The 23,430-nt window shown below is 61.1% G+C and carries 23 protein-coding genes; 9 read left to right on the top strand and 14 right to left on the bottom strand.

The features are described from left to right. Positions 1-82: 82 nt before the first annotated feature. The 5 genes from eno to J2S67_RS01615 all read right to left on the bottom strand — a co-directional run bounded on the left by eno (position 83) and on the right by J2S67_RS01615 (position 5,061). Complete coding sequence (gene eno / locus J2S67_RS01635; RefSeq protein WP_035754927.1) at positions 83-1,363, bottom strand: phosphopyruvate hydratase; 1,281 nt, start codon at positions 1,361-1,363, stop codon at positions 83-85. Between the two features lie 80 nt (positions 1,364-1,443). Further along, positions 1,444-1,863 carry a MazG nucleotide pyrophosphohydrolase domain-containing protein gene (locus tag J2S67_RS01630; RefSeq protein ID WP_052048280.1) on the bottom strand — a complete coding sequence of 140 codons (420 nt, stop codon included), beginning with the start codon at positions 1,861-1,863 and terminating at the stop codon, positions 1,444-1,446. After that, positions 1,853-2,653, bottom strand: a complete 801-nt coding sequence (locus J2S67_RS01625; RefSeq protein ID WP_239446204.1) for a DedA family protein — start codon at positions 2,651-2,653, stop codon at positions 1,853-1,855. The genes J2S67_RS01630 and J2S67_RS01625 overlap by 11 nt, the downstream gene beginning before the upstream one ends. A gap of 29 nt (positions 2,654-2,682) precedes the next feature. Next, positions 2,683-3,882 carry an amidohydrolase gene (locus J2S67_RS01620; protein WP_035754925.1) on the bottom strand — a complete coding sequence of 400 codons (1,200 nt, stop codon included), beginning with the start codon at positions 3,880-3,882 and terminating at the stop codon, positions 2,683-2,685. Between the two features lie 48 nt (positions 3,883-3,930). Then, entirely contained in the window at positions 3,931-5,061 is a 1,131-nt protein-coding gene (locus J2S67_RS01615; RefSeq protein WP_070490024.1) for a mannose-1-phosphate guanylyltransferase, read from the bottom strand. A 278-nt stretch (positions 5,062-5,339) separates the two neighbouring features. Here J2S67_RS01615 and sdhC point away from each other — a divergent pair, with 278 nt between their 5' ends. The 4 genes from sdhC to J2S67_RS01595 are packed head-to-tail and all read left to right on the top strand — an operon-like array spanning position 5,340 to position 8,785. After that, positions 5,340-5,732 (top strand): succinate dehydrogenase, cytochrome b556 subunit, encoded by a 393-nt coding sequence (gene sdhC, locus J2S67_RS01610; protein ID WP_083285498.1) that lies wholly within the window; start codon positions 5,340-5,342, stop codon positions 5,730-5,732. Positions 5,733-5,734: 2 nt separating this feature from the next. Then, the gene (locus J2S67_RS01605; protein WP_035754922.1) at positions 5,735-6,187 is read left to right on the top strand and encodes a succinate dehydrogenase hydrophobic membrane anchor subunit; all 453 of its coding nucleotides are present in this window, start codon (positions 5,735-5,737) and stop codon (positions 6,185-6,187) included. Between the two features lie 34 nt (positions 6,188-6,221). Continuing rightward, positions 6,222-8,009, top strand: coding sequence for a succinate dehydrogenase flavoprotein subunit (sdhA, locus tag J2S67_RS01600; RefSeq protein WP_070490026.1), 1,788 nt, complete (start codon positions 6,222-6,224; stop codon positions 8,007-8,009). Further along, positions 8,009-8,785: a succinate dehydrogenase iron-sulfur subunit gene (locus J2S67_RS01595; protein ID WP_070490029.1), complete on the top strand. Its 777-nt coding sequence runs from the start codon at positions 8,009-8,011 to the stop codon at positions 8,783-8,785. Before sdhA ends, J2S67_RS01595 begins: the two co-directional genes overlap by 1 nt. A gap of 90 nt (positions 8,786-8,875) precedes the next feature. On the opposite strand, the gene J2S67_RS01590 is transcribed toward J2S67_RS01595, so the two are convergent. From J2S67_RS01590 to J2S67_RS01565, 6 genes are all read right to left on the bottom strand, one after another. Then, positions 8,876-9,487 (bottom strand): 2'-5' RNA ligase family protein, encoded by a 612-nt coding sequence (locus tag J2S67_RS01590; protein ID WP_239446205.1) that lies wholly within the window; start codon positions 9,485-9,487, stop codon positions 8,876-8,878. A 53-nt stretch (positions 9,488-9,540) separates the two neighbouring features. Then, the gene (gene trpS, locus J2S67_RS01585) at positions 9,541-10,614 is read right to left on the bottom strand and encodes a tryptophan--tRNA ligase (protein WP_275435893.1); all 1,074 of its coding nucleotides are present in this window, start codon (positions 10,612-10,614) and stop codon (positions 9,541-9,543) included. A 75-nt stretch (positions 10,615-10,689) separates the two neighbouring features. After that, entirely contained in the window at positions 10,690-11,496 is an 807-nt protein-coding gene (locus J2S67_RS01580) for an exodeoxyribonuclease III (protein WP_239446206.1), read from the bottom strand. Positions 11,497-11,601: 105 nt separating this feature from the next. Next, on the bottom strand, positions 11,602-12,156 hold the full coding sequence (locus J2S67_RS01575) for a hypothetical protein (RefSeq protein WP_035755000.1): 555 nt from the start codon (positions 12,154-12,156) through the stop codon (positions 11,602-11,604). A gap of 67 nt (positions 12,157-12,223) precedes the next feature. Further along, positions 12,224-14,140: an ABC transporter permease gene (locus tag J2S67_RS01570; RefSeq protein WP_310245648.1), complete on the bottom strand. Its 1,917-nt coding sequence runs from the start codon at positions 14,138-14,140 to the stop codon at positions 12,224-12,226. Continuing rightward, positions 14,133-15,044: an ABC transporter ATP-binding protein gene (locus J2S67_RS01565; protein ID WP_310248652.1), complete on the bottom strand. Its 912-nt coding sequence runs from the start codon at positions 15,042-15,044 to the stop codon at positions 14,133-14,135. The genes J2S67_RS01570 and J2S67_RS01565 overlap by 8 nt, the downstream gene beginning before the upstream one ends. 215 nt (positions 15,045-15,259) lie before the next feature. Between J2S67_RS01565 and J2S67_RS01560 the strand changes: the two genes are divergently transcribed. After that, positions 15,260-15,718 (top strand): Fur family transcriptional regulator, encoded by a 459-nt coding sequence (locus J2S67_RS01560; protein WP_052048276.1) that lies wholly within the window; start codon positions 15,260-15,262, stop codon positions 15,716-15,718. 43 nt (positions 15,719-15,761) lie between these two features. Further along, the gene (locus J2S67_RS01555; protein ID WP_310245643.1) at positions 15,762-17,219 is read left to right on the top strand and encodes a catalase; all 1,458 of its coding nucleotides are present in this window, start codon (positions 15,762-15,764) and stop codon (positions 17,217-17,219) included. A gap of 134 nt (positions 17,220-17,353) precedes the next feature. On the opposite strand, the gene J2S67_RS01550 is transcribed toward J2S67_RS01555, so the two are convergent. Then, the gene (locus J2S67_RS01550) at positions 17,354-18,238 is read right to left on the bottom strand and encodes a bifunctional methylenetetrahydrofolate dehydrogenase/methenyltetrahydrofolate cyclohydrolase (protein WP_310245640.1); all 885 of its coding nucleotides are present in this window, start codon (positions 18,236-18,238) and stop codon (positions 17,354-17,356) included. 9 nt (positions 18,239-18,247) lie between these two features. Further along, complete coding sequence (gene glyA / locus J2S67_RS01545) at positions 18,248-19,537, bottom strand: serine hydroxymethyltransferase (protein ID WP_239446209.1); 1,290 nt, start codon at positions 19,535-19,537, stop codon at positions 18,248-18,250. Positions 19,538-19,738: 201 nt separating this feature from the next. On the opposite strand from glyA, the gene purU reads away from it, so the two are divergent. Beyond that, positions 19,739-20,617, top strand: a complete 879-nt coding sequence (gene purU, locus J2S67_RS01540; protein WP_310245636.1) for a formyltetrahydrofolate deformylase — start codon at positions 19,739-19,741, stop codon at positions 20,615-20,617. Between the two features lie 16 nt (positions 20,618-20,633). Here the strand turns inward: purU and J2S67_RS01535 are convergent, their stop codons facing one another. Further along, positions 20,634-21,779: a methyltransferase gene (locus J2S67_RS01535; RefSeq protein ID WP_310245633.1), complete on the bottom strand. Its 1,146-nt coding sequence runs from the start codon at positions 21,777-21,779 to the stop codon at positions 20,634-20,636. A 54-nt stretch (positions 21,780-21,833) separates the two neighbouring features. Between J2S67_RS01535 and J2S67_RS01530 the strand changes: the two genes are divergently transcribed. Then, entirely contained in the window at positions 21,834-22,772 is a 939-nt protein-coding gene (locus J2S67_RS01530) for an HNH endonuclease family protein (RefSeq protein WP_310245632.1), read from the top strand. A gap of 45 nt (positions 22,773-22,817) precedes the next feature. Beyond that, positions 22,818-23,339, top strand: coding sequence for a gamma carbonic anhydrase family protein (locus J2S67_RS01525; RefSeq protein ID WP_070490047.1), 522 nt, complete (start codon positions 22,818-22,820; stop codon positions 23,337-23,339). Positions 23,340-23,430 lie beyond the last annotated feature (91 nt).

Raw genomic sequence — 23,430 nt, 5'->3', positions numbered from 1 at the left:
AGGAAACCACCGAAGCGTGGGGCTTCGGTGGTTTCCTATCCTACTCAGCTGAGGCGGGACTGCGGGCTAACCTCGCCGTGCATCAGGCCTTGAAACGTGGGAACGCGGATGCGCCGGCGTAGGATGCGGCTTCGCCGAGTTCTTCTTCGATGCGTAGCAGGTGGTTGTACTTAGCGACGCGGTCGGAGCGGGCCGGGGCGCCGGTCTTGATCTGGCCTGCGTTGGTTGCAACCGCGAGGTCGGCGATCGTGACGTCCTCGGTCTCGCCTGAGCGGTGGGAGATCATGCATGCATAACCTGCACGCTGCGCCATCGTGATGGCGTCCAGGGTTTCGGTGAGGGTACCGATCTGGTTGACCTTCACGAGTAGCGCGTTCGCGGTGTCGTCTTTGATGCCGCGTTCGAGGCGTTCTGGGTTGGTCACGAACAGGTCGTCCCCGACCAGCTGGACCTTATCACCCAGCCGTTCGGTCAGGTTCTTCCAGCCTGCCCAGTCGTCTTCATACAGCGGGTCTTCGATGGAGACGAGCGGGTAGGCCTCAACGAGTTCGGCGTAGTAGTCGGCCATTTGCTCTGCGGTGCGGTTTTCACCCTCGAAGACGTAGACGCCGTCCTTGTAGAACTCAGACGAAGCCACGTCGAGTGCAAGCGCTACGTCGGCACCTGGCGTGTAGCCGGCTTTCTCGATCGCGGTGACAATCAGATCGAGCGCGGTGCGGTTGCTTGGCAGGTTCGGGGCGAAGCCGCCCTCATCGCCGAGGCCGGTCGAGAGGCCCTTTTCGTTCAGAACAGCCTTGAGCGAGTGGTACACCTCAATGCCCATACGCAACGCTTCAGAGAAGGTTGGGGCAGAGATCGGAGCGATCATGAACTCCTGAATATCGACATCGGAGTCAGCGTGGGATCCGCCGTTGAGGATGTTCATCATCGGGACTGGCAGGACGTGTGCGTTCGGGCCGCCGAGGTACTTATACAGCGGGAGGTTCGAGGACTCGGAAGCGGCGTGTGCTGCCGCGAGCGATACACCGAGCAGTGCGTTAGCGCCGAGCTTGGACTTGTTGTTGGTTCCGTCCAGGTCGAGCATGATCTGGTCGATGTCACGCTGATCGGTTGCAACGAGGCCCTGCAGTTCTGGACCGATGACGTCGATGACGTTATCCACGGCCTTGGTGACGCCCTTGCCGAGGTAGCGGCTCTTGTCGCCGTCGCGGAGCTCTACCGCTTCAAACTCACCGGTGGATGCGCCGGAGGGCACAATCGCACGGCCCAGCGAGCCGTCCGTGAGAAGAACTTCAGCTTCAACAGTTGGGTTACCGCGGGAATCGATGACCTGGCGCGCGTGAACGGCGTCAATCAGAGGCATTGGTTTGTGCTCCTTTTGATGATTCAACGGCGCGTGGCTTTGTGATGGCGCCGCTCGTCGCTTCCTATGGTATCCGCCCGTTAGCTTGGGGCCGATTTCTCTTTCCGTTTCGCTTCCGCCCACGCGGCTTCCGCGGCTTCCGCGCTACGTTGCGGATCCGAGCGCATCGAACCGTCTGCGTTGAACAGGTGAGTGTTGCGGCGCAGCAGCTTCTCACTGAGCGCATCAGCGATGTCATCAAGATCAAACGCGCCGCGCTCCCTGCCCAGCTCCGCGTGGAGCAGGATTTGGAACAGTACATCCCCCAGCTCGGACACCAAGTCAGCATCCGGGGCCTCGCTAGCCACCGCATCGTGGACTTCGTGCGCCTCTTCAATCAGGTACGGAGCCAGTTTTTGTGGAGTCAGCGCGGAGGTCCACCCGCACTCGCTACGCAGCAAACGCACGATGCCGCGGGCACGTTCAAGCGCGGCCGTCACCTTCTCGTCATCAGGATTCATCTGGATCTTTCGGATTGCGCTCTGCCTGCTTCTGCTCACGCGACTCTGCTTGCTTCGGTTCGCGCGGCTCGGCCTGCTGCTGGGTTGGGTCCCTGTGGACTTCGCGGCGCGGGATTTTCGGTTTCGGCTCGGTTTCTTCCCACTCAGGGTTCACGCGCCAGATCACGCGGTGGACGATGCGGTCCAGGATCCACCCGAGCACCATCGCGATGCAGATGGAGATGATGATCCCGAGCAGGCGGTTCGATTCCATCCACTGGCCGGCCACGGTCCCGATCAGCACGGAGTATGCGCCCCACATGAGGCAACCGATCGCGTCAAACAGCATGAACGTTTTACGTGAATATCCGGTGGCCCCGGCGGTGAAGTTCACGGCAACGCGGCCGATTGGCACGTATCGGGCCGTGAAGATGAGCACGCCACCGCGTTTTTCGAGCTGTTTCTCTGCGGTCACGAGCATTTTCGCGACCGCGGGCCTGCGCATCCACTTGAACCCTTGCCTGCCCACGGCTCGGCCTAACGAGTACGCGATCTGATCGCCGATGAACGCACCCATTGCACCCACTAACGCGAGCACCATGACAGGCAAGAAGCCTTGAGAGGCCCACACCGAGGACAAGCCAACGAGCAAAGACTCTGAAGGCACCACTGGGAAGAACCCGTCGATCACAGACATGATGAAAACCACGGGCAACACCCACCATGCGGTGGCGGCGTGCAGGATCCAGTCGTTGATCATGTCCATGGTCTCGCCGAGTTTTGTGGCGATGACTAGACCGGTGAGGCTCATCTCGTCATGCTCTTCCCTTTTCAGTGTGTTTACTGTTTGTGTGCGGCTTCCTCTGCCGCGAGTAGCGCGGCGCGCGTCATGACGGCAACGCCGGTCTTGATCGCGGATTCATCCGGGTCATAGTCGCCCTGATGGAGGTCATACACTGGCCCGCCTGGCCTGCGCGTACCCAGGCGCATCAGTACGCCTGGCTTGCGCATCGTCATCCACGCGAAGTCTTCGCCACCCATCGATTGCGGCATGAGCTCGATGGCCTCGCCGCCTATCTCTTGGCGCGCGGCTTCTTCGATGAGCGCGGTTTCGGTTTCCGCGTTGACAACCGGCGGGACTCCGCGGATGTGTTCGAGCTCGACCTCGACGTTGTAGGGGGCTGCAACCTGCTTGATGACCTGATCCAGCAGCTCTCCTGCCTGATCCCAAGCTGAAGCGTCGAGGCAACGCATCGTGCCGGATAGGGTTCCGAACGCCGGAATCGCGTTCGGAGCGTTACCTGCGTTGATCTGGCCCCACACAACCGATACGGCCGAGCGGACGTCGATGCGGCGGCTTAGGACCGCCGGAACGCCGAGCGCGATCTGCGCCATCGCGTATATGAGGTCTTCGGTCAGGTGCGGGCGGGAGGTGTGACCGCCGCGCCCGTGCAGGCGGATACGGATCGTGTCAGATGCCGAGGTGATCGCGCCGATGCGGGTGCCGACGCGGCCGGCGAGGATACGGGGTTCGCAATGCAGGGCCGCAAGCCGCGGCAACGGATCGATTACGCCTTGCTTGATGACCTTCTTAGCCCCGCCTGGCATTTTCTCTTCAGCAGGCTGGAAGATCACCCGAACCCGGGCGTTGAGTCTGCCTTCGGTGTTCAGGCGGTGCAGAACCAGCGCAACGCCGAGCATCACCGTGGTGTGGACGTCGTGGCCGCACGCGTGTGCCACGCCCTTGTTCTGGGATGCAAACTCCAGGCCTGTCACTTCCGTGACGGGTAGCGCGTCGATGTCGGCGCGTAAACCGATCGCGAAAGGCCCCTCCCCGATATCGACGTAGGCGCCGGTGTCTTGGAGGCGGACCGGCTCCAGCCCGGCTTTTTCAAGCGCTTCTACGATCCGGTCTGTGGTACGGAATTCTTCGAAAGAGAGCTCCGGGTCAGCGTGGACTTCACGGCGGAATGCGACGAGGGTATCGAACAGGTCCTCGATGTGCTCAGCGGTATCAGGGGCGGGCCTTTGAGATGTCACGGCGTATCTCTCCTCTTTGTCTCTCAATCAGAGTAGGTGCCTCTAGATTCAGAGTACGTCCGTTTGACCGTGAGCTTTCAACGCGTTAACTGCATCCTTAACCTGCTGTGCATGGGACTTTGTGGTCACCAGAAGCGCGTCCGGAGTATCGACCACGACAACGTCTTCAACGCCGATCAACGCGATCACGCGGTTCGTATCAGAAACCACGATGCCGGAGGAGTCATCGACGTAGACGCGGCTTCCGTGGCCCAGGACTTTCACGCGTGTGTCATCCTCGGCAGGGTTGAGCCGGCCCAGGGCGGCGAAGTCGCCGACGTCGTCCCACGTGAATTCGCCTGGGACCACCGCAACATCACCGGCTAGCGCGGCAGGCTCGGCGACCGCGTAGTCGATCGCGGTTTTAGGTAGGCCCGGCCACACCTCGTTGAGGACCCGCTCTTGACGCTCAGTTCCCCACGCGTCAGCGATCTCTTCAAGCCCTGCGGCAAGCGCTGGCTCGTTTTCCCGTAGGTGCTGGAGCATGAGCCCCACCGGGGCTACGAACATTCCGGCGTTCCAGAGGTAGCTACCGCTGGCCAGGTAGCGCTGTGCTGCGGCCCCGCCTGGCTTCTCAACGAATTCGATGACTTTCCGGCCGCTCGGTGCACCAGGGATATCGAGCTTGCCGCCGGTGCGGATATAACCGAAACCGGTTGCAGCGTAGGTAGGTGTAATGCCGATCGTGACGATCTTGCCGGTCGCGGCGATATGCACCGCTTCAGTGACTGCCTCACGGAACTGTTCTTCCGGAGTGATCACCTGATCGGCCGCGAACGATCCCATGATGATGTCCGGGTCGCACTTATTGAGGATCGCTGCCGCCAAACCGATCGCGGCAGCCGAATCCTTCGGTTCAGGCTCCAACACGAGGTCATGCTCTTTAAGCTCAGTGATCTGCCGGCGCACCGCGTCTCCATGTGCGCGGCCTGTGACGACCAGGACACGGTCATTCATCAAAGGCAAGAGACGCTCGTACGTCGAGCGGATCAGCGTTGTTCCGGAGCCTGTGAGGTCATGCAGGAACTTAGGGGCTGCTGCACGTGAGAGCGGCCAGAGCCTAGTGCCCGTCCCGCCTGCAGGGATGACGCCGTAAAAGCGTTCCATGACATCGCCCGAAAACCCTTTATTCTTCATCATTTGCATCACACTACCCGAGATGATGTGACCGGCGTCCTACCGAAGGATGAGTCGAAGTAGACCAAAGTATTAGGAAAGCTTTGGCGTGCATATTTCACCCAGATGACATGCGCCCATGAAGCAACCGACATATTTAAGGGTCGCAGATCACACTGACGGCCAAGCACTCGGCACGCAAACTCAAAGTGCATTAGTCTAGATAGGAACGCTGACATCGGCGCGCACCCGAAATTGTGCCCAAAGTGGCACATACGCCCGGTGGTCTTGGAGGTAGATCAGTGTCGAAGACATCTTCTGGCACCCTGTATCGCGGCCGTGAAGGCATGTGGTCATGGGTGGGACACCGCGTTACCGGTGTCGTTATTTTCTTCTTTTTGCTCGTCCACGTTCTGGACACCGCCCTGGTTCGCATTGACCCAGGCGCATACGACGCCGTGATTGGCGCGTACAAGAACCCGATCATGGCACTCGGTGAGCTCGCGCTCGTCGCCGCGATCGTGTTCCACGCCTTCAACGGTGTCCGCTTGATCTTGGTTGACTTCCTGAAGCAGGGCACCAAGATCCAGCGCGGCCTCTTCTGGGGCGTCATCGTCCTGTGGGTCGTGACCGTCGCCGCATTCGCTGCACGTCACTTGACCCTCGTGTTCAGCCACTTCTTTGGGGGTAACTAATCATGGCTACTGCACAGATTGAAGCTCCCCGTTCCCCACGAATTGACCCGAAGTACAACCGGTCACGTAAGTCTCGCAACAACTTCGAGATGATGGCGTGGCTGTTCATGCGCTTCTCGGGCGTGGTCCTGATCGTCCTGATCTTCGGCCACCTCATCACCAACCTGCTGGTGGGCGACGGTGTAGCCGCTATCGATTTCGGTTTCGTTGCCGGTAAGTGGGCTAACCCGCTGTGGCAGTTCTGGGACCTGACGATGCTGTGGCTGGCAATGTTGCATGGCACCAACGGTGTTCGCACCATCATAAATGACTACGCTGAGAAGGATCGCACCCGTTTCTGGCTCAAGACGATCCTCTACATCGCCTCGATCTTCACGGTGATCCTCGGCACCTTGGTCATCTTCACCTTTGATCCATGCATCCCTGGCTCGACTCTCGCCGTGTGCGGCGCCTGAGTAGCCCCCTGACGTTTCGAAAAGGAAAACACGAATGCAGGTACATCAGTACGACGTCGTGATCGTCGGTGCCGGCGGCGCCGGCATGCGCGCAGCCATCGAGGCTGGTCAGCGTGCACACACCGCGGTCTTGACTAAGCTCTACCCAACCCGTTCTCACACCGGTGCCGCTCAGGGCGGTATGTGTGCAGCGTTGGCCAACGTTGAAGAGGACAACTGGGAATGGCACACGTTCGACACCATTAAGGGTGGCGACTACCTGGTTGACCAGGATGCCGCAGAGATCATGGCTAAAGAAGCCATTGACGCGGTGATCGACCTTGAGCAGATGGGTCTCCCGTTCAACCGCACCCCAGAGGGCAAGATTGACCAGCGTCGCTTCGGTGGCCACACCCGCGACCACGGTAAGGCCCCTGTTCGCCGTGCATGCTACGCCGCTGACCGCACGGGTCACATGATTCTGCAGACCCTCTACCAAAACTGCGTTAAGCACAACGTCGAGTTCTTCAACGAGGTATATGTTCTTGACCTGTTGCTGACCGAAGAGGACGCAACCCGTGAGGACGGCACCGCCTACAAGCAGAAGCGCGTTGCAGGTGTGGTGACCTACGATCTGGCAACTGGTGAGATCGAGGTCTTCCAGGCTAAGTCGGTTGTCTTCGCAACCGGCGGTGCAGGCAAGATCTTCAAGACCACCTCGAACGCTCACACCCTCACCGGTGACGGCATGGCGATCGCGTTCCGCGCAGGCCTGCCGCTTGAGGACATGGAGTTCGTCCAGTTCCACCCAACCGGCCTCGCAGGCCTCGGCATCCTCCTTTCCGAGGCTGCCCGCGGTGAAGGTGGCGTGCTGCGTAACGGTGACGGTGAGCGCTTTATGGAGCGTTATGCACCAACCATTAAGGACCTCGCACCACGTGACATCGTGGCGCGTTCGATGGCTCAGGAAGTTCGCGAAGGCCGCGGTGCCGGCCCGAAGAAGGACTACGTCCTGCTCGACCTGACCCACCTCGAGCCGTCCCACATCGACGAGAAGCTCCCGGACATCACCGAGTTCGCACGCACCTACCTCGGTGTTGAGCCTTACACAGAGCCAGTGCCGGTCTTCCCGACCGCTCATTACGTCATGGGTGGTATCCCAACCAACGTCAAGGGCGAGGTTCTCCAGGATAACGACACGATCGTGCCGGGCCTCTACGCCGCAGGTGAGGTCGCTTGCGTTTCCGTCCACGGCTCCAACCGTTTGGGCACCAACTCGCTTCTGGACATCAACGTGTTCGGTAAGCGTTCCGGTATCAACGCGGCAGCTTACGCTCGCGATGCCGAGTTCGTTGCCGTCCCAGAGAACCCGACCGCGTTTGTCGAAGAGCAGATCAACCACGCTCTGCACAACGACGGCCCGGAGCGCGTTGCACACATCCGTGCAGAACTGCAGCAGACCATGGACACCAACATGCAGGTGTTCCGTTCTCAAGCCTCCATGAAGCAGGCCCTCGATGACATCGAGGCTCTGCGTGAGCGCTACAAGTCGGTAGGTATCCAGGACAAGGGCAAGCGCTTCAACCTGGACCTGCTCGAAGCGATCGAGCTCGGCTTCCTGCTCGACCTTGCCGAGGTCATGACTGTTGCTGCTATGCACCGTCACGAATCCCGCGGTGGCCACTACCACGAGGACTACCCGAACCGTGACGACGAGAACTTCATGAAGCACTCCATGATCTACAAGGACGAGTCCGCCAACATTGACGGCACTCGCGGCCTGCGTTTCGATACCAAGCCGGTTGTCTTCACCCGCTACGAACCAATGGAGCGTAAGTACTGATGTCTACCAACGTTGCTGAACCAGCATCCAAGATTGAGGTTGCTGGCTCCGATTCCGGCGAAATCGAGCAGTTCGATATCACCCTGAAGGTCCGCCGCTACAACCCGGAGGTCTCCGACGAGGCTCGCTGGGATGAGTTCAAGCTCACCATGTACGGCACCGACCGTGTTCTGGATGCCCTGCATCAAGCCAAGTGGGATCAGGACGGTTCGCTTTCGTTCCGTCGTTCCTGCGCACACGGTATTTGCGGCTCCGATGCTATGCGCATCAACGGTCGCAACCGTCTGGCTTGCAAGACCCTGCTCAAGGACTTGGATACCTCCAAGCCAATCACCGTTGAGCCGATCAAGGGCCTGCCAGTCGAGAAGGACCTCATCGTGGACATGGAACCGTTCTTCCAGTCCTACCGTGAAGTCATGCCGTTCCTCGTGACCAAAGGCAACGCTCCAACGCGTGAGCGCCTGCAGTCCCAGGAAGAGCGCGCACGCTTCGATGACACGACCAAGTGCATCCTGTGTGCTGCATGCACCACTTCGTGCCCGATCTTCTGGACCGACGGCCAGTACTTCGGCCCTGCAGCAGTTGTGAACGCCCACCGCTTCATCTTCGACTCACGTGACGAGGCCGGGGATATGCGTCTTGAGGTTCTCAACGATAAGGAAGGCGTATGGCGTTGCCGCACAACCTTCAACTGCACCGAGGCATGCCCACGCGGCATTCAGGTGACGAAGGCTATCGCTGAGGTCAAGCGCGCAATCCTGAACCGCACAATCTAAGGTGACAGGATGAACGCGTAGGGCTGAGCCCCTCAAACGTGTGCGGGCCGGAAAGGGAATGTCCCTTTCCGGCCCGCACACGTTTAACGGTCATCCGCTGAAGGCAAGTTCCTCGATCTGGGTCCAGGACCCAGCGCCATCGCCCACATGCACCGTGACGCCGTGGGCGGACATGTTGAATGAGACGTCCTCCCATTCGCGGCGCACCTGCGCAAGCCGCTCCGGCGCTACCTCCTGGGCCAGGGTCAGATGCGGCACAAACGGGTAGGCAGGCTTCGCATCGAGCGGGCCTGAATGGAGGCGTTCATGCAGTTCGGTGAGTTCCCGCTCCCCTTCCGCAACGCGCAGATAGGTCACCGGCGAGACCGGATAGAACGTGTCTGTACCTGCGAACCTCAACGGGAACGGAGAGAACGCCGAAACGACATTGCGGATATGCGCTATGGCCTCGGCCGGGTCAGGTAACGGGACCCCCGACATCAGCGTGATGTGAGGAGGGATGTACGCGTACGGGTCACCGGTGGCGGCACGGGTCGCAGACACCTTGCGGGCGTACTCGCCCTCGACGGGGATCACGATGCCAAGAAAGGACCGGCCCTCGCCTATCGCGCCTGCCATCTGGCCTGCGCTTAGCTGCGTGCTCGTAGCAAGAGTGCGCGCACTTTCCTCGTGTGTGCCGTGCTCATAGCGTTCGGTACCCATAGTTGAACCTTACCGTGGCATTCTCACACCTTCGCGTAATAACAGTTGCCGCGTTAGTTCAGGCGTGCAGGTGGCAGGAAACCTACCGCGTCGTAGACCTCTTTGAGGGTCTCTTGAGCCACGGCGCGGGCCTTCGCGGCACCAACGGCGAGCAGCCGGTCGAGTTCGGCTGGGTCGTCCAGCAGTTCCAGCGTGCGTTCGCGTACCGGCTCGAGCGCTGCGACCACGGCGTCGGCAACATCGACCTTGAGGTGACCGTACATCTTGCCTTCGTATTCGGCAACGAGGGTATCGATCGGCTTCTCGGTCACGGCGGAGAGGATCGAGAGCAGGTTGGATACGCCCGGCTTGGATTCGCGGTCGAAGGACACCTCAGTCCCGGTGTCAGTTACCGCGGACTTGATGCGCTTAGCGATCGTCTTGGGTGCGTCCAGGATGTCGATACGGCCGTTCGGTGACGCCCCGGACTTCGACATCTTCGACGTCGGCTCCTGCAGATCATAGATGCGCGCACCGTTGGGTGGGTTGACGGCCTTCGGAACCACGAACACCTCGCCGAAGCGATGGTTGAAGCGTTGCGCGAGCGTGCGGGTCAGCTCGACGTGCTGGGTCTGGTCGTCGCCGACCGGCACCTGATCTGCCTTGTACAGCAGGATGTCGGCCGCCATGAGCGACGGGTAGGTGAACAGGCCGACGTTGGTTGAGTCGGCGCCGTAGCGGCTCGATTTGTCTTTGAACTGGGTCATGCGGGAGGCCTCACCGAAACCGGTGATGCACTGCAGAACCCAGTTGAGTTCGGCGTGCTCTGGGATGTGGGACTGGATGAACAGCGTGGCTTTGTCGACGTCCACCCCGCCTGCGATGTACTGCGCGGCGGTCGTGCGGGTGCGCTGAGCAAGGTTGGTTGAGCCGTCTGGGGAGGTGATCGAGTGCAGGTCCGGAACAAAATAGAAGGCATCCGCATCGTGCTGGAGCTTCACGAACTGCACGAGCGCACCGAGGTAGTTACCGAGGTGCAGGGAGTCCGCAGATGGCTGCATCCCTGACAGGATGCGCGGACGGTGCGGCGTTTCGGTTGCCTCAGTTGTTTCAGTCGCTGTTTCGGTTTCGGTCGCTTCGGTGCTCATGGTGATGCTGATGTCCTTCGGGTGTATGCGCTGTTGCCGTGTGTGCTGGAGGCTACGCTTAGTGCAGCCGGCGCGCTAGATGCTGTAATCGATGACGAGTGCGGAGTGGTCTGATACTCGCTTGTCGTAGGATTCGGCGCGGTCCACTCGCGCTTCGATCGCGCGGCCGGCAAGCTCTGGCGTGGCCATGTGGTAGTCGATGCGCCAGCCGGCGTCGTTGTCGAAGGCCTTCCCGCGGTAGGACCACCACGTGTACGGTCCCGGAACGTCCCCTGCGAGTTCGCGGGCGACATCCTTGTAGCCGATCTCGCCGAAGAACTTATCGAAGTAGGCGCGCTCTTCCGGGAGGAAGCCGGCGTTCTTGACGTTGCCCTTCCAGTTCTTGATGTCAAGTTCGGTGTGTCCCACGTTGAGATCGCCCACGATCAGCACGTCGTCTGCCTGCTTTGCCAGTTCCGGCATGCGCACGAGCATCGTGTCGAGGAACTTGTATTTATCGTCCTGGCGTGGGGTGTCCACCTCGCCAGAGTGAACATATGCGGAGACGACGGTGAGCTTACGGCCGTTGATGGTGTAGTCGGCTTCGACCCAGCGGCCGGAGGTCTCAAAGTATGGTTCACCGATTCCAATGCGGGTCGCATCCGGCTCCCGTTTCGAGGCGATGAGCACGCCAGCACGGCCCTTATCTGCGGCTTCTGCGTGCAGAACGTGCCAGTCGCTTCCTTCGAAGTGTTTCTCAACGATCGCATCGGGTGCGCGCACTTCCTGGAGCGCGAGGATGTCTACGCCGCGGTCCTCGAGCCACTCATCAAATCCGCGGCGGGCGGCGGCGCGGATTCCGTTGACGTTGAAGGATGCTACTCGCAATACGTTCTCAGACACTCAAATACCTTTAGCTTGATCGGTTTCCTGTGCGTGTATAGCGCGCATTCGGCGCAGGTTCGCTGCGGGCTGGATGCGGGTTCAGTGCGGGCCTGCCGCCCAGTGTTAGTCGATGATCTCGCCTTCGACTGTGCTGGTGTGGCGGTCTTTGCGGCGCTGCTTGATCATGTCGCGTGCGTTGGTCGCGGTGATGTTGATGGTGTCCAGAGCGCGGTTGACCATGTCTTTGGCTTGTTCGTCGTCTTTGCCGAGGTTGTCCATAACCACGCCGTATTGGACCTGGACGATCTTGAAGGAGTGATCAAGCTTCATCTCGTGGTTCATTTCGGCTTCACTGATCACGCCTGGGCGGGTGCTGTCTGGGCTCGCGTCGTTGGAGAGTTTCGCGGCGAGGTTCGCGTTCGTTTTATCCCACCTACGTCCCACGGCCCGGGCACCGGCGCGCAGGGTCAAGAACACGCCAGCAACGAGCAAAAGCCACAGGCCGGTGATGATCACGACGATCCAGCCGACAACCTGGTTGGAGTTCGCGGCGAAGATGATGGCAACGATGAGCGCGAACGTCAGCACGGCCATCATCCAGGAGGCCATGCCGAGCGGGCGAGCGACGTTCCGAGCGCGCGCGTTGGCCTGTTTATTAGACGAAGGGAGTTCAGACATGATGTCCATTATCCCAGATGCCTCAGCCGCCCACGTCCCCGCTCACGTGTTGTGTCCAGCTCACTCGTTAGGTGAGGAACATCTTCTTGAACCGCATCGTCGCGACCGTCAGCCCTGCGACCGCCATGACAACGAAGTACAGAACGTGCCACAGGATGTCGATGGTGAAGGTCGAGGTCGCAAGCATGCGCAGCAGGTCGACGCCGTGCCACAGCGGTAGCGACGCGATGACGGCCTGTACGGCTTGCGGGTACACGTCCAGCGGGAAGAAGGTCGCGGAAAACAGGGTCAGCGGCTGGACGATCATGTTGAGCCAGTCGAGGTGCTGGAATCGGGTGAACCACGTGGTGATTGCCATGAACACGGCCGCGAACCCGAACGCGATCAGCACCGCCGCCGGGATCATGAGCAGCCCGCTTCCCCACCCCACGAGGCCCGCGGCCGCGGCGATGAGGTAGAAGCCGAGCGAATAGATGAACCCGCGGATCATCGCCATCGTAATTTCACCGATCGCAACGTCCATCGGGCCGAGCGAGGTGTTGAGCATCACCCGGTACAGCTTCGCGTAGCGCAGCTTGAAGAACATGTTGTTGGTGTCCATGAGGGCACCGTTCATCGCTGAAACCGCGAGCAAGCCCGGCGCGATGTATGCCGCGTAGCTCATCGTCTGCCCGCCTGGGCCTTCGACCCCGCTGATGACCACGCCGAGGCCGAAACCGAGCGAGGCGAGATACAGCACCGGCTCCGCAAAGCCGGTCACGATCACGATCCACGTGGAGTTCTTGGTCGCCATCCACGAACGTTCCATGACCGCTTTAGCGTTGCGGCCATACAGGTCAGATAGCCAACGACGCCGTGGCTTGCTAGCTTGCGAAAGCGCGGCTTGTGCTGTGCCCTGGGCCTGGGCAGCTGCCGGGGCGGAAGGTGCGGAGTCTTCATGCGCATTCTGCGCATCGGCGGAACCGGTGCCCTGGCTTCCGTAACCGACCGCGTACGGATCGCCTGCTTCACCCGAGGTGTCAGCGGGGCTCACGCTCGCCATCGTCTTCTTGGCGGCGCGGGCACCCCACACGCGCGTCTTGACTTTTTCGCCGCGCAAACGGCGGTAATAGCGGGTCTGGGCGATCAGGAACGCGATCACGGCGACCACGATCATGACGCCGAGGTGGACCGGGAACATCCACGGCTCAACCTCGTGCCCGTAGATCGCCCACCGGTTCAGCTCGGTTGCATGCCAGATGGGTGAGATCCAGCCGATCCACTGCAGGTAGATCGGCAGGTGCTCGAGCGGGTAGAACGTTCCCGAAAACAGGAACATCGGCGTGACGATGAAGCGCATGATGACCGAGAACTGGCCGCGCTCCTGGAAAATACCCGCCGCGAACGCCATACACGGCAAGCCGAAAGCGAGTGCTGCGATCGTCGAAAACACGATCACCAGGACGGCGCTCAGGCTGTGGATGACGCCGAAGGCCGCGAGGATCAGGAGCAACAGTAGGGTCTGCGCAACCACGCGTATAGAGACAGCGATCACCGTGCCCCGGGCGATCTGTTGCGGCGTGATCGGGGTGACCTGCGGCCCGTAATAGGTTCGGTTCCATTTGAACCCGCCCATCACTGGGAAGGTCATTTCCTCCATCGCGATGCCGACCGCCATGGTCGCGGCGAGCGCGCCGGCGATGAAGGTGATGTACGGGACGCCATCGAAGCTCGTCTGATTATTCGTCAGGACGGCACCGAGGCCCACGCCCATCGTGACGAGGTACATGAGAGGGGTGCCGACGGAGTCCGCGAGGATCACGTCGATGTAGCGGCGCATCCCGCGGAAGAGGTACTCCGCGAAGTACCAGGAGCCTGCGCGGGAGACCTTCCGGGCGGAGCGGTCGCCTTGCTCCGTGGGCCCGGAGATCGGCTCGCGGCGGATGAGGACGTCGGCGCCTGTTGCTGAGGCGTCGGTTGTGTGTGCGTTGTGAGGGTCAGTCAATGAGGGACCGTCCTGTCAGGATCAGGAACACGTCTTCAAGCGATGCGCGGCGGGCCAGCGTCGATACGGGGCGCAGCCCCAAGCTCACAGCGCGAGCAACCGCGGCCTCGCCGTCGTCGGCGTAGACAAGCACGCGGTCGGCCAGCGTTTCGGTTCGGAAGCCGTCTTTATTCAGGACCTCGGCCGCTGCAGCGTTCTTGTCGGAGCCGAAACGCATCTCTGCGACTTCGCGAGTCGCGTACTCGCGCACAAGCGCGGACGGCGAACCTTCAGCTTTGATCTCGCCGCCATCGACCACGATGAGCCGGTCTGCGAGTTGCTCGGCCTCATCCATGAAGTGGGTCGTGATGATGAGCGTCGTGCCGCGTTCTTTGAGCCGGTATAGGCGGTCCCACAGGATGTGACGGGCCTGTGGGTCGAGGCCAGTGGTTGGCTCGTCGAGCAGCAGCACGGCAGGGTCGTTGATGAGCGAACGCGCGATGGTCAGGCGGCGCTTCATGCCGCCTGAAAGCTGGTCGACGCGGTTGGCGGCTTTGTCTTCAAGTTGCGCGAACGCGAGCAGGTCTTTGATACGCGGCACGATTTCGCGGCGCTTCATCCCGAAATAGCGGCCGTAGATGTAGAGGTTGTCGCGGACGGTGAGCTCTTCGTCGAGGTTGTCTTGCTGCGGCACCACGCCGAGGTGGGCGCGCAAGCGGGGGCCTTCTTCGCTCGGGTCCATCCCGAGGATGCTGAGCTCACCCGATGTGCGGGTTGAGACGCCACCGATCATGTTCATGGTCGTGGACTTACCTGCGCCGTTGGGGCCGAGCAGGCCAAAGGATTCGCCTGCGGCGACGTCGAAGTCGATGCCGTTGACGGCTGTGAAATCCCCGAACTTCTTGGTTAGCGAACGCGCGCGCAGAACCGTTGGCGCGTCATTAGAAGAAGGTGTTTGAGGAGATGGTGCAGGTACCCCAGAATGGGCTTTTGAGTCGTGTGCCACACCGTGACACTACATAAGGTGTGCCCACGGCCGCAACGAACACCCCGCCTCATCGCTCACCACGCTGTTACCGAGACACCAAGAGTTCATTTCTTATTCTGAATTATTCAGAATAATTTGCTAGAGTGTGTTGCATGACACTCGGACCGATCACGGCGGCTTCACCCGTTGACGACCGTGAACGCTCATGGGCGGACACGCTCAAGGCGCATAATCGCCGTGTCACCAAGCAACGGATGGCGGTGATGCGAGCAACAGCCGCGTCATCCCATGCGTCGGCAGAACAGATCCACAAGTACGCATCGGAAGCTCTACCCCAGTTAGCGCTTTCAACCACGCACATGATCCTGCATGACCTCACGAACGTGAGGCTGTTACGGCGCGTGGAAGTCCCTAACTCCCCCACCCTGTATGAGGTGGAGACCGGGGATAACCATCACCATGTTCAGTGCGTGAAATGCGGCAGACTTGAGGACGTGGAGTGTGCCCTCGGGCACGCCCCGTGCCTTGAACCTTCACACACCCACGGCATCGACATTGACGTGGCGGAGGTTCTCTACCGCGGTCTTTGCGAGGACTGCAAAGAAGCATAAGGTCGTCTACAAAGTTCCAATCTCATCCAAGTAAAGGAGCAACATGGCTGAGAACACCAAGCCCCACGGCACTGGTTCAACCACCCAGGCCGGCATCCCTGCTGTCAGCGACCGCAACTCGCTGACCGTTGGCCAGGACGGCCCGATCGTCCTGCACGACCACCACCTGGTCGAGACGCTGGCACACTTCAACCGCATGAACGTTCCAGAGCGCCGCCCACACGCAAAGGGTTCCGGCGCATTCGGTGAGCTCGAGGTCACCGAGGACGTTTCGAAGTGGACCAAGGCTGACTTCCTGCAGCCTGGCAAGAAGACCCCGATGCTGGCTCGTTTCTCCACGGTTGCTGGTGAGCTCGGCTCCCCAGACACGTGGCGTGACGTTCGAGGTTTCGCGCTCAAGTTCTACACCGAAGAGGGCAACTTCGACCTCGTCGGTAACAACACCCCAGTCTTCTTTGTGCGCGACCCAATGAAGTTCCCACACTTCATCCGTTCGCAGAAACGCCTGCCTGAAAACGGTCTGCGCGACAACACGATGCAGTGGGACTTCTGGACCCAGAACCCAGAGACCGCACACCAGGTTTCCTACCTCATGGGTGACCGCGGTATCCCTAAGAGCTACCGCCACATGAACGGCTACGGCTCCCACACCTACCTGTGGGTCAACGCTGAAGGCGAGCGCTTCTGGGTTCGCTACCACTTCCTGTCCCAGCAGGGTGTTGAGGGCCTCACCAACGAGGAAGCAGAGCAGCTGGCAGGTACCGACGCTGAAGCACACCGCCGCGACCTGTTCGAGGCCATCAAGAACGGCGACTACCCGAAGTGGGACATGCACGTTCAGATCATGCCGTACGAAGAGGCAAAGACCTACCGTCTGAACCCATTCGACCTCACCAAGATCTGGCCACTGGGCGACTACCCGCGCCACAAGGTCGGTACCTTCACCCTGAACCGCAACCCTGAGAACTTCTTCGCTGAGATCGAGCAGGCTGCTTTCTCCCCAGCGAACATGGTTCCAGGTACCGGTAACTCCCCAGACAAGATGCTGCTGGGCCGTAACTTCGCATACGCGGATGCACAGCGCTACCGCATCGGCACCAACTTCCAGCAGCTGCCTGTCAACCGTCCAATCAACGACGTCCACACCTACAACTTCGAGGGCAACATGTGGTACGAGCACACCGGTGCTCGCTCCGTTTACGCCCCGAACTCGTTTGGTGACTCGTGGTCGGATGAAGAGGGCCCAGTCGACAACGGTTGGGAAGCTGACGGCGACCTGACCCGCGCGGCCTACACCCTCCGTAAGGACGACGACGACTTCTCGCAGGCACACGACCTGGTCCGCAACGTCTTCGACGACGCCGGCCGTGACCGCCTCGTCGAAACCGTTTCCGGCGCGCTCTCCGACGTTGTAGAGCCAGTTCTCTCCAACGCCATCGAGTACTGGAAGAACATCGACGAAGAGGTCGGCCAGCGCATCGAAGCCAACGTCCGCAACTAAGCTGAGACGGCCTACCGCTTAAACGAGTGGGGGCGTCCAAACAGTTTGAACTGTTTGGACGCCCCCACTTCGCATATCAAGCGAGGTTTGAATCCCCTAGCCGGATCGATTCCCCTACTTACGTCGCGTGACCGTTACTTCTTAAGGGAACGTTCGGCGGCTTCAACAACGTTAGTCATGAGCAACGCGACCGTCATCGGGCCCACACCACCTGGGTTCGGCGAAAGGTACCCTGCTACCTCTTGGACCGCTGGATCGACGTCGCCGTAGACCTTATCGCGGCCACCCTCAGGGTCGGGCTCGCGGGTCACACCCACATCCAGTACAGCTGCACCCGGCTTGATGTCTTCAGCCTTGATCATGTGCTTGACGCCCGCGCCGGCAACCACGATGTCGGCCCGGCGCAAGTGCTCGCTCATGTCCTTGGTGCCGGTGTGGGTCAGGGTCACGGTCGCGTTGTGTTCGCGGCGGGTCAGCAACAAGCCGATCGGACGACCGATCGTGACACCGCGGCCCACAACAACAACATGCTTGCCCGCGATCTCAACACCGTTGCGAGTCAAAAGCTCGATCACACCGCGCGGGGTGCACGGCAACGGGGTGTCGATCGGGTCATTGACGTTGAGCACCAGCTTGCCGAGATTCGTTGGGTGCAGGCCATCCGCGTCCTTCTTCGGATCGATCCGCTCCAAGATCGCATCCGTATCCAGGTGCTTCGGCAACGGCAACTGAACGATGTAGCCGTGGCAGGACTCATCAGCGTTGAGCTCATCGATCAGAGCCTCAACGTCTTCCTGGGTCGCATCCGCAGGTAGCTCACGCATGATCGAGTTCATGCCCAACGCCACCGACTGCTTGTGCTTCATCCCCACATACAGTTGCGAGGCAGGGTCAGCGCCCACCAGGACCGTAGCGATCCCCGGGGTCACACCCTGTTCCTTGAGCGCCGCGATACGCTCAGCGAGCTCTTCCTTGATCGCCTTGGACGCCGCGCGCCCATCAAGCTTTACTGCCGTCATGACTCCCCCTTACCAGTTCTCGTGGCCAGGATAGAGCGGGAAGTCAGCGGCGAGCTTATCCACGCGGGCACGCAACGCATCAACATCAGCGTTCTTGCCGTCACGCAAAGCAACCGCGATGATGTCAGCGACCTCGGTGAACTCCTTGTCGCCAAAGCCGCGGGTCGCCAGAGCCGGGGTGCCGATGCGCAGGCCGGAGGTCACCATCGGCGGGCGTGGATCCCACGGGACAGAGTTGCGGTTGACGGTAATGCCGACCTCGTGCAGCAGGTCTTCGCCCTGCTGGCCATCGAGCTCGGATTCGCGCAGGTCAACCAGGACCAAGTGGACGTCGGTGCCGCCGGTCAGAACCGAAACACCCGTGTCGGCAACGTCCTTGGCGGTCAGCCGTTCGGCGAGGATCTTCGCACCACTCAGCGTGCGCTCCTGGCGGTTCTTGAACTCCTCAGAAGCGGCAACCTTGAACGCAACAGCCTTACCGGCGATCGCGTGCATGAGCGGGCCGCCCTGCTGGCCAGGGAACACTGCGGAGTTGATCTTCTTGGACATCTCAGCGGTGTTGGACAAGATCACGCCCGAGCGTGGGCCGGCGAGCGTCTTGTGGACAGTCGAGGTCGTCACGTCAGCAACCGGCACCGGGTTCGGGTGCAAGCCAGCCGCCACCAGGCCAGCGAAGTGCGCCATATCAACCCACAGAAGCGCGCCAACCTCGTCGGCGATCGAACGGAACGCCTCGAAATCCAGCTGGCGAGGGTACGCCGACCAGCCAGCAACGATCACGTTCGGGCGGGCCTCAAGCGCCTGCTCACGCACCTTATCCATGTCGATGCGGAACGTCTCCGGGTCTACTTCGTAAGCGGCAACGTTGTAGAGCTTGCCGGAGAAGTTGAGCTTCATGCCGTGCGTCAAGTGGCCGCCGTGAGCGAGCGAAAGGCCCAGCATCGTGTCGCCTGGGTTGATCATCGCCGCCAACGCGGCGGCGTTAGCGGAAGCTCCCGAGTGCGGCTGAACGTTGGCGAAACCCGCTCCGAACAGGGCCTTGACGCGGTCCCGCGCCAGGTCTTCAACCTGATCCACGTATTCGCAGCCGCCGTAATAGCGGCGCCCCGGATAACCTTCGGCATACTTATTCGTCAGAACCGAGCCCTGAGCCTCCAAAACACCGCGCGGAGCGAAGTTCTCAGAAGCGATCATTTCCAGGGTGTCGCGCTGACGCCCCAATTCCTGATCGATCAGGGCAGCGATTTCGGGGTCAACCTCAGCAAGCGGCTGATTAGTGACATCGGAAGTCTGTGACACGGGCCTCTCCTGTGCGGCGCTTAGCGCTCGTTGGTGTTCGGCAACAGCGATGCCGCGGCACCCGGCACGTGAGGTGTCGAGTGAACACACGGCGGACGCCTCCATTCTAGCCCGTGAACACCCATCAGACACCGAACATAACTCGACGCAGCAACTCAACGAATAGCAACCCCACCGCAAGCCCCCGCTATCGTGAACCCTATGGAGCGCAAAACTAGCCACCGCGATGTCAACAGCAGCCACCGTATTGTGGTGAGCTTGTCCTGCCCAGACCAGCCGGGCATCGTCCACCACGTGACCGGGGCGCTGTTTCAAGCCGGCGGCAACATCGTGGAATCCCAGCAGTACGGTTCTGACCAGACCGGCACGTTCTTCATGCGGATTGAAGCGGACGTGCGTCTGCCCACCGTCGATGTCGAGGCTCATCTCCGCGCGGTCGCTCAGCAGTTCCAGATGGATTTGAAGGTGTGGGACGCGGACGCGCCACTGCGGACCCTCATCATGTGTTCAAAGGCCCCGCACGCGCTCGAAGAGTTGTTGAGCCGCCAGCACGCAGGCTACCTGCCGATCGAGGTGCCGCTCATTGTCTCCAACCACACCGCGTTGAAGCCGCTCGCTGAGTTTTATGGCGTGCCGTTCACGCACATCCCGGTCACGAAAGACACCAAGGCAGACGCCGAGGCGAAGCTGCGGGAGCTTGTTGCTGAGCACGAGATCGACCTCGTGGTGCTCGCCCGTTACATGCAGATCCTCTCCGATGAGCTCTGCAACGAACTATCTGGCCGGGCGATCAACATCCACCACTCGTTCCTGCCCTCCTTCAAGGGGGCCCGGCCGTACCACCAGGCGCATGCCCGCGGTGTCAAACTCATCGGCGCCACCGCGCACTATGTGACCAGCGACCTCGACGAAGGCCCGATCATCGACCAGGCCGTGACCCCGGTGCGTCACGACCGCACCCCGGAAGAGCTCGTGCAGCAAGGTAGCGCTACCGAGGCACAGACGCTCGCGCGCGCGGTACGGTGGCACGCCCAGCATCGCGTGCTCCTGGACGGCCACCGCACTGTTGTCTTCGACTAAGCCCTGCCGTTTTCGACTAAGACCTGCTCAGCAGCGCGATGACCTCCATGTGCGGGGTTTGAGGGAACATGTCGAACAAGCGCGCCTGCTCGATGCTCCAGTTGCTCATCGCGGCGAGGTCACGGGCGAGCGTGGTGGGGTTGCAACTCGAATAGATGATGCTCTCGGCTTCGCATTCGTTGAGCCACACGGGCAGGTCTGGACCTAGTCCGCGCCGAGGCGGATTGACGATGATGAGCTCTGGCGCAGGTTTCTCGCGAACCCACTGCGTCGCATCAGCCGCGATGAACTCGACCGCGGCCATACCCTGTGCCGCTGCCGCGGCGTTGCCGGCAGCGACCGCCTCGGAGGAGGTCTCAACGCCTATCACGTGCCCGGCCCCGGCTTGGGCCGCTGTGAACCCGAAACCGCCAACGCCCGCATACAGATCCCACACGGTCTCCGGAGGCCCTACGTGGCTGTCCCGCGAGGCCGCTGCGATCCACTCCCCCGCCTGGGCATAAAGCCCCTCGGCAACCGCCTGATTAGTCTGCACAAACCCTTGCGGACGAACCCGCAACGGCAGGCGGCTGATCGTGAGCGGGAACGTGGTTTCACCGGTTAGATGGATTTCTTCTTCTCCCTCGGCGAGCGCGACGTGATCCGGCAACAGGTTGGCTGTCACCGTCACGATGTGCGGGGCTCTTTCGAGGAAGCCGGCCAGGTTCGGTCGCAAGGCTTTGACTCCGGCGCGGGAGCGCATCACGAATCGCAGCATGATCTGCCCGGCTTCGTTCAACGTCATGTGGACTTGTTTGAGCTCGCCTGTGCGCTCGGGGACGGAATACGGGGCGAGTTTGCTGATGCGGATGAGCGAATGAATGAGCCCGAACATGCGGGTCAGTTCCGGGTGGATCACCCCGCATTCGCGCAAGTCCACACCGCGGCGCTCCCGGTCCAGGATCCCGAAAGTCGGGCGTCGATAGGTTCCGCCCACCACCATTTTGATGCGGGTGCGGTAGCCCTGCTCAGGCCCAGTGAACGGTTCAAGCCAGGCCGTTGGCCCGTACGGCTCGAGCAACGTTTGAGCCTGGCTCCGTTTGAGTTCAACCTGTTGGGCGTAGGGCTGTTGAATGAGCGTGCAGGATAAACACACTCCCGCATCGTAATAATCGCACTGCATGATTCATCCATTATGGCGGTAGATCCCGTTGCGTGATGCTTCACATACGCGTGCATGGCGAGCCGAACTCGCGGCGCGAGCGCGGGTTGGTGGATGATGCTCGGTATGCAACGAAAGTCTGGCGCCTCACGAAAATTCAAGAAAACATTTAACAAACTCATGGCCCTTGCTGTGACTGCGCTCTTGATTTTCGTGATCGGTAAGCTCTCCATCAACGGTAGTTCAACCGCACCGAATGAAACCGCGCCGGGTGAAAGCAAGCCCAGCGCGACCGCACCTTCCACGCCGGCGCCTTCCAAAACCGCGCCTTCCAAAGCAGCGCCGTCCCAAACCGCGCCGGGTGACAATAGAGCCACTGATCCCGCGCGGTCTCATAATGCGGCAGCAGTCCTGGAGACCCTCGAGGTCAAGGGCCGCGCGCCTAAGACCGGCTATAACCGTAAAGAGTCTTTCGGGCGGGCGTGGCTCGATACCGACCGTAACGGTTGCCGCACCCGCGACGACATCCTCAAGCGAGACCTGAGCGATATCACCCAACAAGGCCGCTGCGGCGTCGAAAAAGGCGTCCTCCGTGACCCGTATTCGGGCGACATGATCAACTTTCAGCGCGGCCCCCGCACCTCCGAGGCGGTCCAGATCGACCACGTCGTAGCGTTATCTGACGCGTGGCAGAAGGGCGCCCAGAACTTGAGCAAACGCGAACGGATCTTGCTCGCGAATGACCCGCTGAACCTGCTCGCGGTCTCCGGGCCACTCAACCAGCAGAAATCTGACCGCGACGCCGCAAGCTGGCTCCCACCCAATAAGTCCTACAGGTGCCCGATGGTGGCCCGCCAGATCGCCGTGAAGTCCCGCTATAAACTGTGGGTCACCCAGGCCGAAAAGGACGCGATGAAACAGGTCCTGAAACGCTGCCCCGACCAAACCGTGCCTACCGAAGGGTTCGATCCCCAGGATGCTCCAGAGATGCCGAGCTACTGGAAACAAGACTGAACGGCTTTGGATGCAAGAGTGGGCCTGCGTCAGTAGGCTTGCTACATGGCACACATCATTGCACTCGATAACGGCACCCCTGACGTGGGCGCTGCCGCATTCCTAGCCCCAACCGCCACGGTAAGTGGCGATGCAGTTTTAGCAGAAGACTCTTCGGCGTTCTATGGGGTATCAGTCCGTGGGGATTCCGCGCCGATCCGCATCGGCGCCCGCACCAACCTGCAGGATAACGTGGTGGTCCACGCTGACCCTGAGTACCCGTGCACGCTCGGCGATGACGTTACGGTCGGCCACGCCGCAGTGGTGCACGGCTGCACGGTGGGTGATGGCACGCTCATCGGGATGTCGGCGACCATCATGAACGGCGCGGTCATCGGCGAGCAGTCGCTCATCGCCGCTGGCGCGCTGGTTCTGGAGGGTATGGAGGTCCCTCCGCGCTCGCTGGTCGCCGGGGCTCCTGCGAAGGTTCGCCGCGAACTGACCGACGAGGAAGTCGCTGCACTCTCAACGTCCGCTGAAACCTACGTCGGCCTGGCTCGCCGCCACGCAGCAGCGCTAAGCAGCTAAAGCACTGCGGCGCTGCCACACAAACACACTGACGTGTAAACGAACGGGCGGCGTGACCATGTGGTCACGCCGCCCGTTCGCTGTATCAGCG

The sequence above is a fragment of the Pseudoglutamicibacter albus genome (assembly GCF_031458175.1).
GTDB classification, from domain to species: domain Bacteria; phylum Actinomycetota; class Actinomycetes; order Actinomycetales; family Micrococcaceae; genus Pseudoglutamicibacter; species Pseudoglutamicibacter albus.
The sequence above is the reverse complement of the archived record's forward strand: the minus strand, read 5'-3'. Positions and strand labels throughout refer to the sequence as shown.

Bases quoted from the DNA above. Each gene is read 5' to 3' on its own strand.
- eno (WP_035754927.1), bottom strand. From the start codon at position 1,363: ATGCCTCTGATTGACGCCGTTCACGCGCGCCAGGTCATCGATTCCCGC.
- J2S67_RS01630 (WP_052048280.1), bottom strand. From the start codon at position 1,863: ATGAATCCTGATGACGAGAAGGTGACGGCCGCGCTTGAACGTGCCCGC.
- J2S67_RS01625 (WP_239446204.1), bottom strand. From the start codon at position 2,653: ATGAGCCTCACCGGTCTAGTCATCGCCACAAAACTCGGCGAGACCATG.
- J2S67_RS01615 (WP_070490024.1), bottom strand. From the start codon at position 5,061: ATGATGAAGAATAAAGGGTTTTCGGGCGATGTCATGGAACGCTTTTAC.
- J2S67_RS01605 (WP_035754922.1), top strand. From the start codon at position 5,735: ATGGCTACTGCACAGATTGAAGCTCCCCGTTCCCCACGAATTGACCCG.
- sdhA (WP_070490026.1), top strand. From the start codon at position 6,222: ATGCAGGTACATCAGTACGACGTCGTGATCGTCGGTGCCGGCGGCGCC.
- J2S67_RS01595 (WP_070490029.1), top strand. From the start codon at position 8,009: ATGTCTACCAACGTTGCTGAACCAGCATCCAAGATTGAGGTTGCTGGC.
- J2S67_RS01590 (WP_239446205.1), bottom strand. From the start codon at position 9,487: ATGGGTACCGAACGCTATGAGCACGGCACACACGAGGAAAGTGCGCGC.
- trpS (WP_275435893.1), bottom strand. From the start codon at position 10,614: ATGAGCACCGAAGCGACCGAAACCGAAACAGCGACTGAAACAACTGAG.
- J2S67_RS01575 (WP_035755000.1), bottom strand. From the start codon at position 12,156: ATGTCTGAACTCCCTTCGTCTAATAAACAGGCCAACGCGCGCGCTCGG.
- J2S67_RS01560 (WP_052048276.1), top strand. From the start codon at position 15,260: ATGACACTCGGACCGATCACGGCGGCTTCACCCGTTGACGACCGTGAA.
- J2S67_RS01555 (WP_310245643.1), top strand. From the start codon at position 15,762: ATGGCTGAGAACACCAAGCCCCACGGCACTGGTTCAACCACCCAGGCC.
- J2S67_RS01550 (WP_310245640.1), bottom strand. From the start codon at position 18,238: ATGACGGCAGTAAAGCTTGATGGGCGCGCGGCGTCCAAGGCGATCAAG.
- purU (WP_310245636.1), top strand. From the start codon at position 19,739: ATGGAGCGCAAAACTAGCCACCGCGATGTCAACAGCAGCCACCGTATT.
- J2S67_RS01535 (WP_310245633.1), bottom strand. From the start codon at position 21,779: ATGCAGTGCGATTATTACGATGCGGGAGTGTGTTTATCCTGCACGCTC.
- J2S67_RS01530 (WP_310245632.1), top strand. From the start codon at position 21,834: ATGGCGAGCCGAACTCGCGGCGCGAGCGCGGGTTGGTGGATGATGCTC.
- J2S67_RS01525 (WP_070490047.1), top strand. From the start codon at position 22,818: ATGGCACACATCATTGCACTCGATAACGGCACCCCTGACGTGGGCGCT.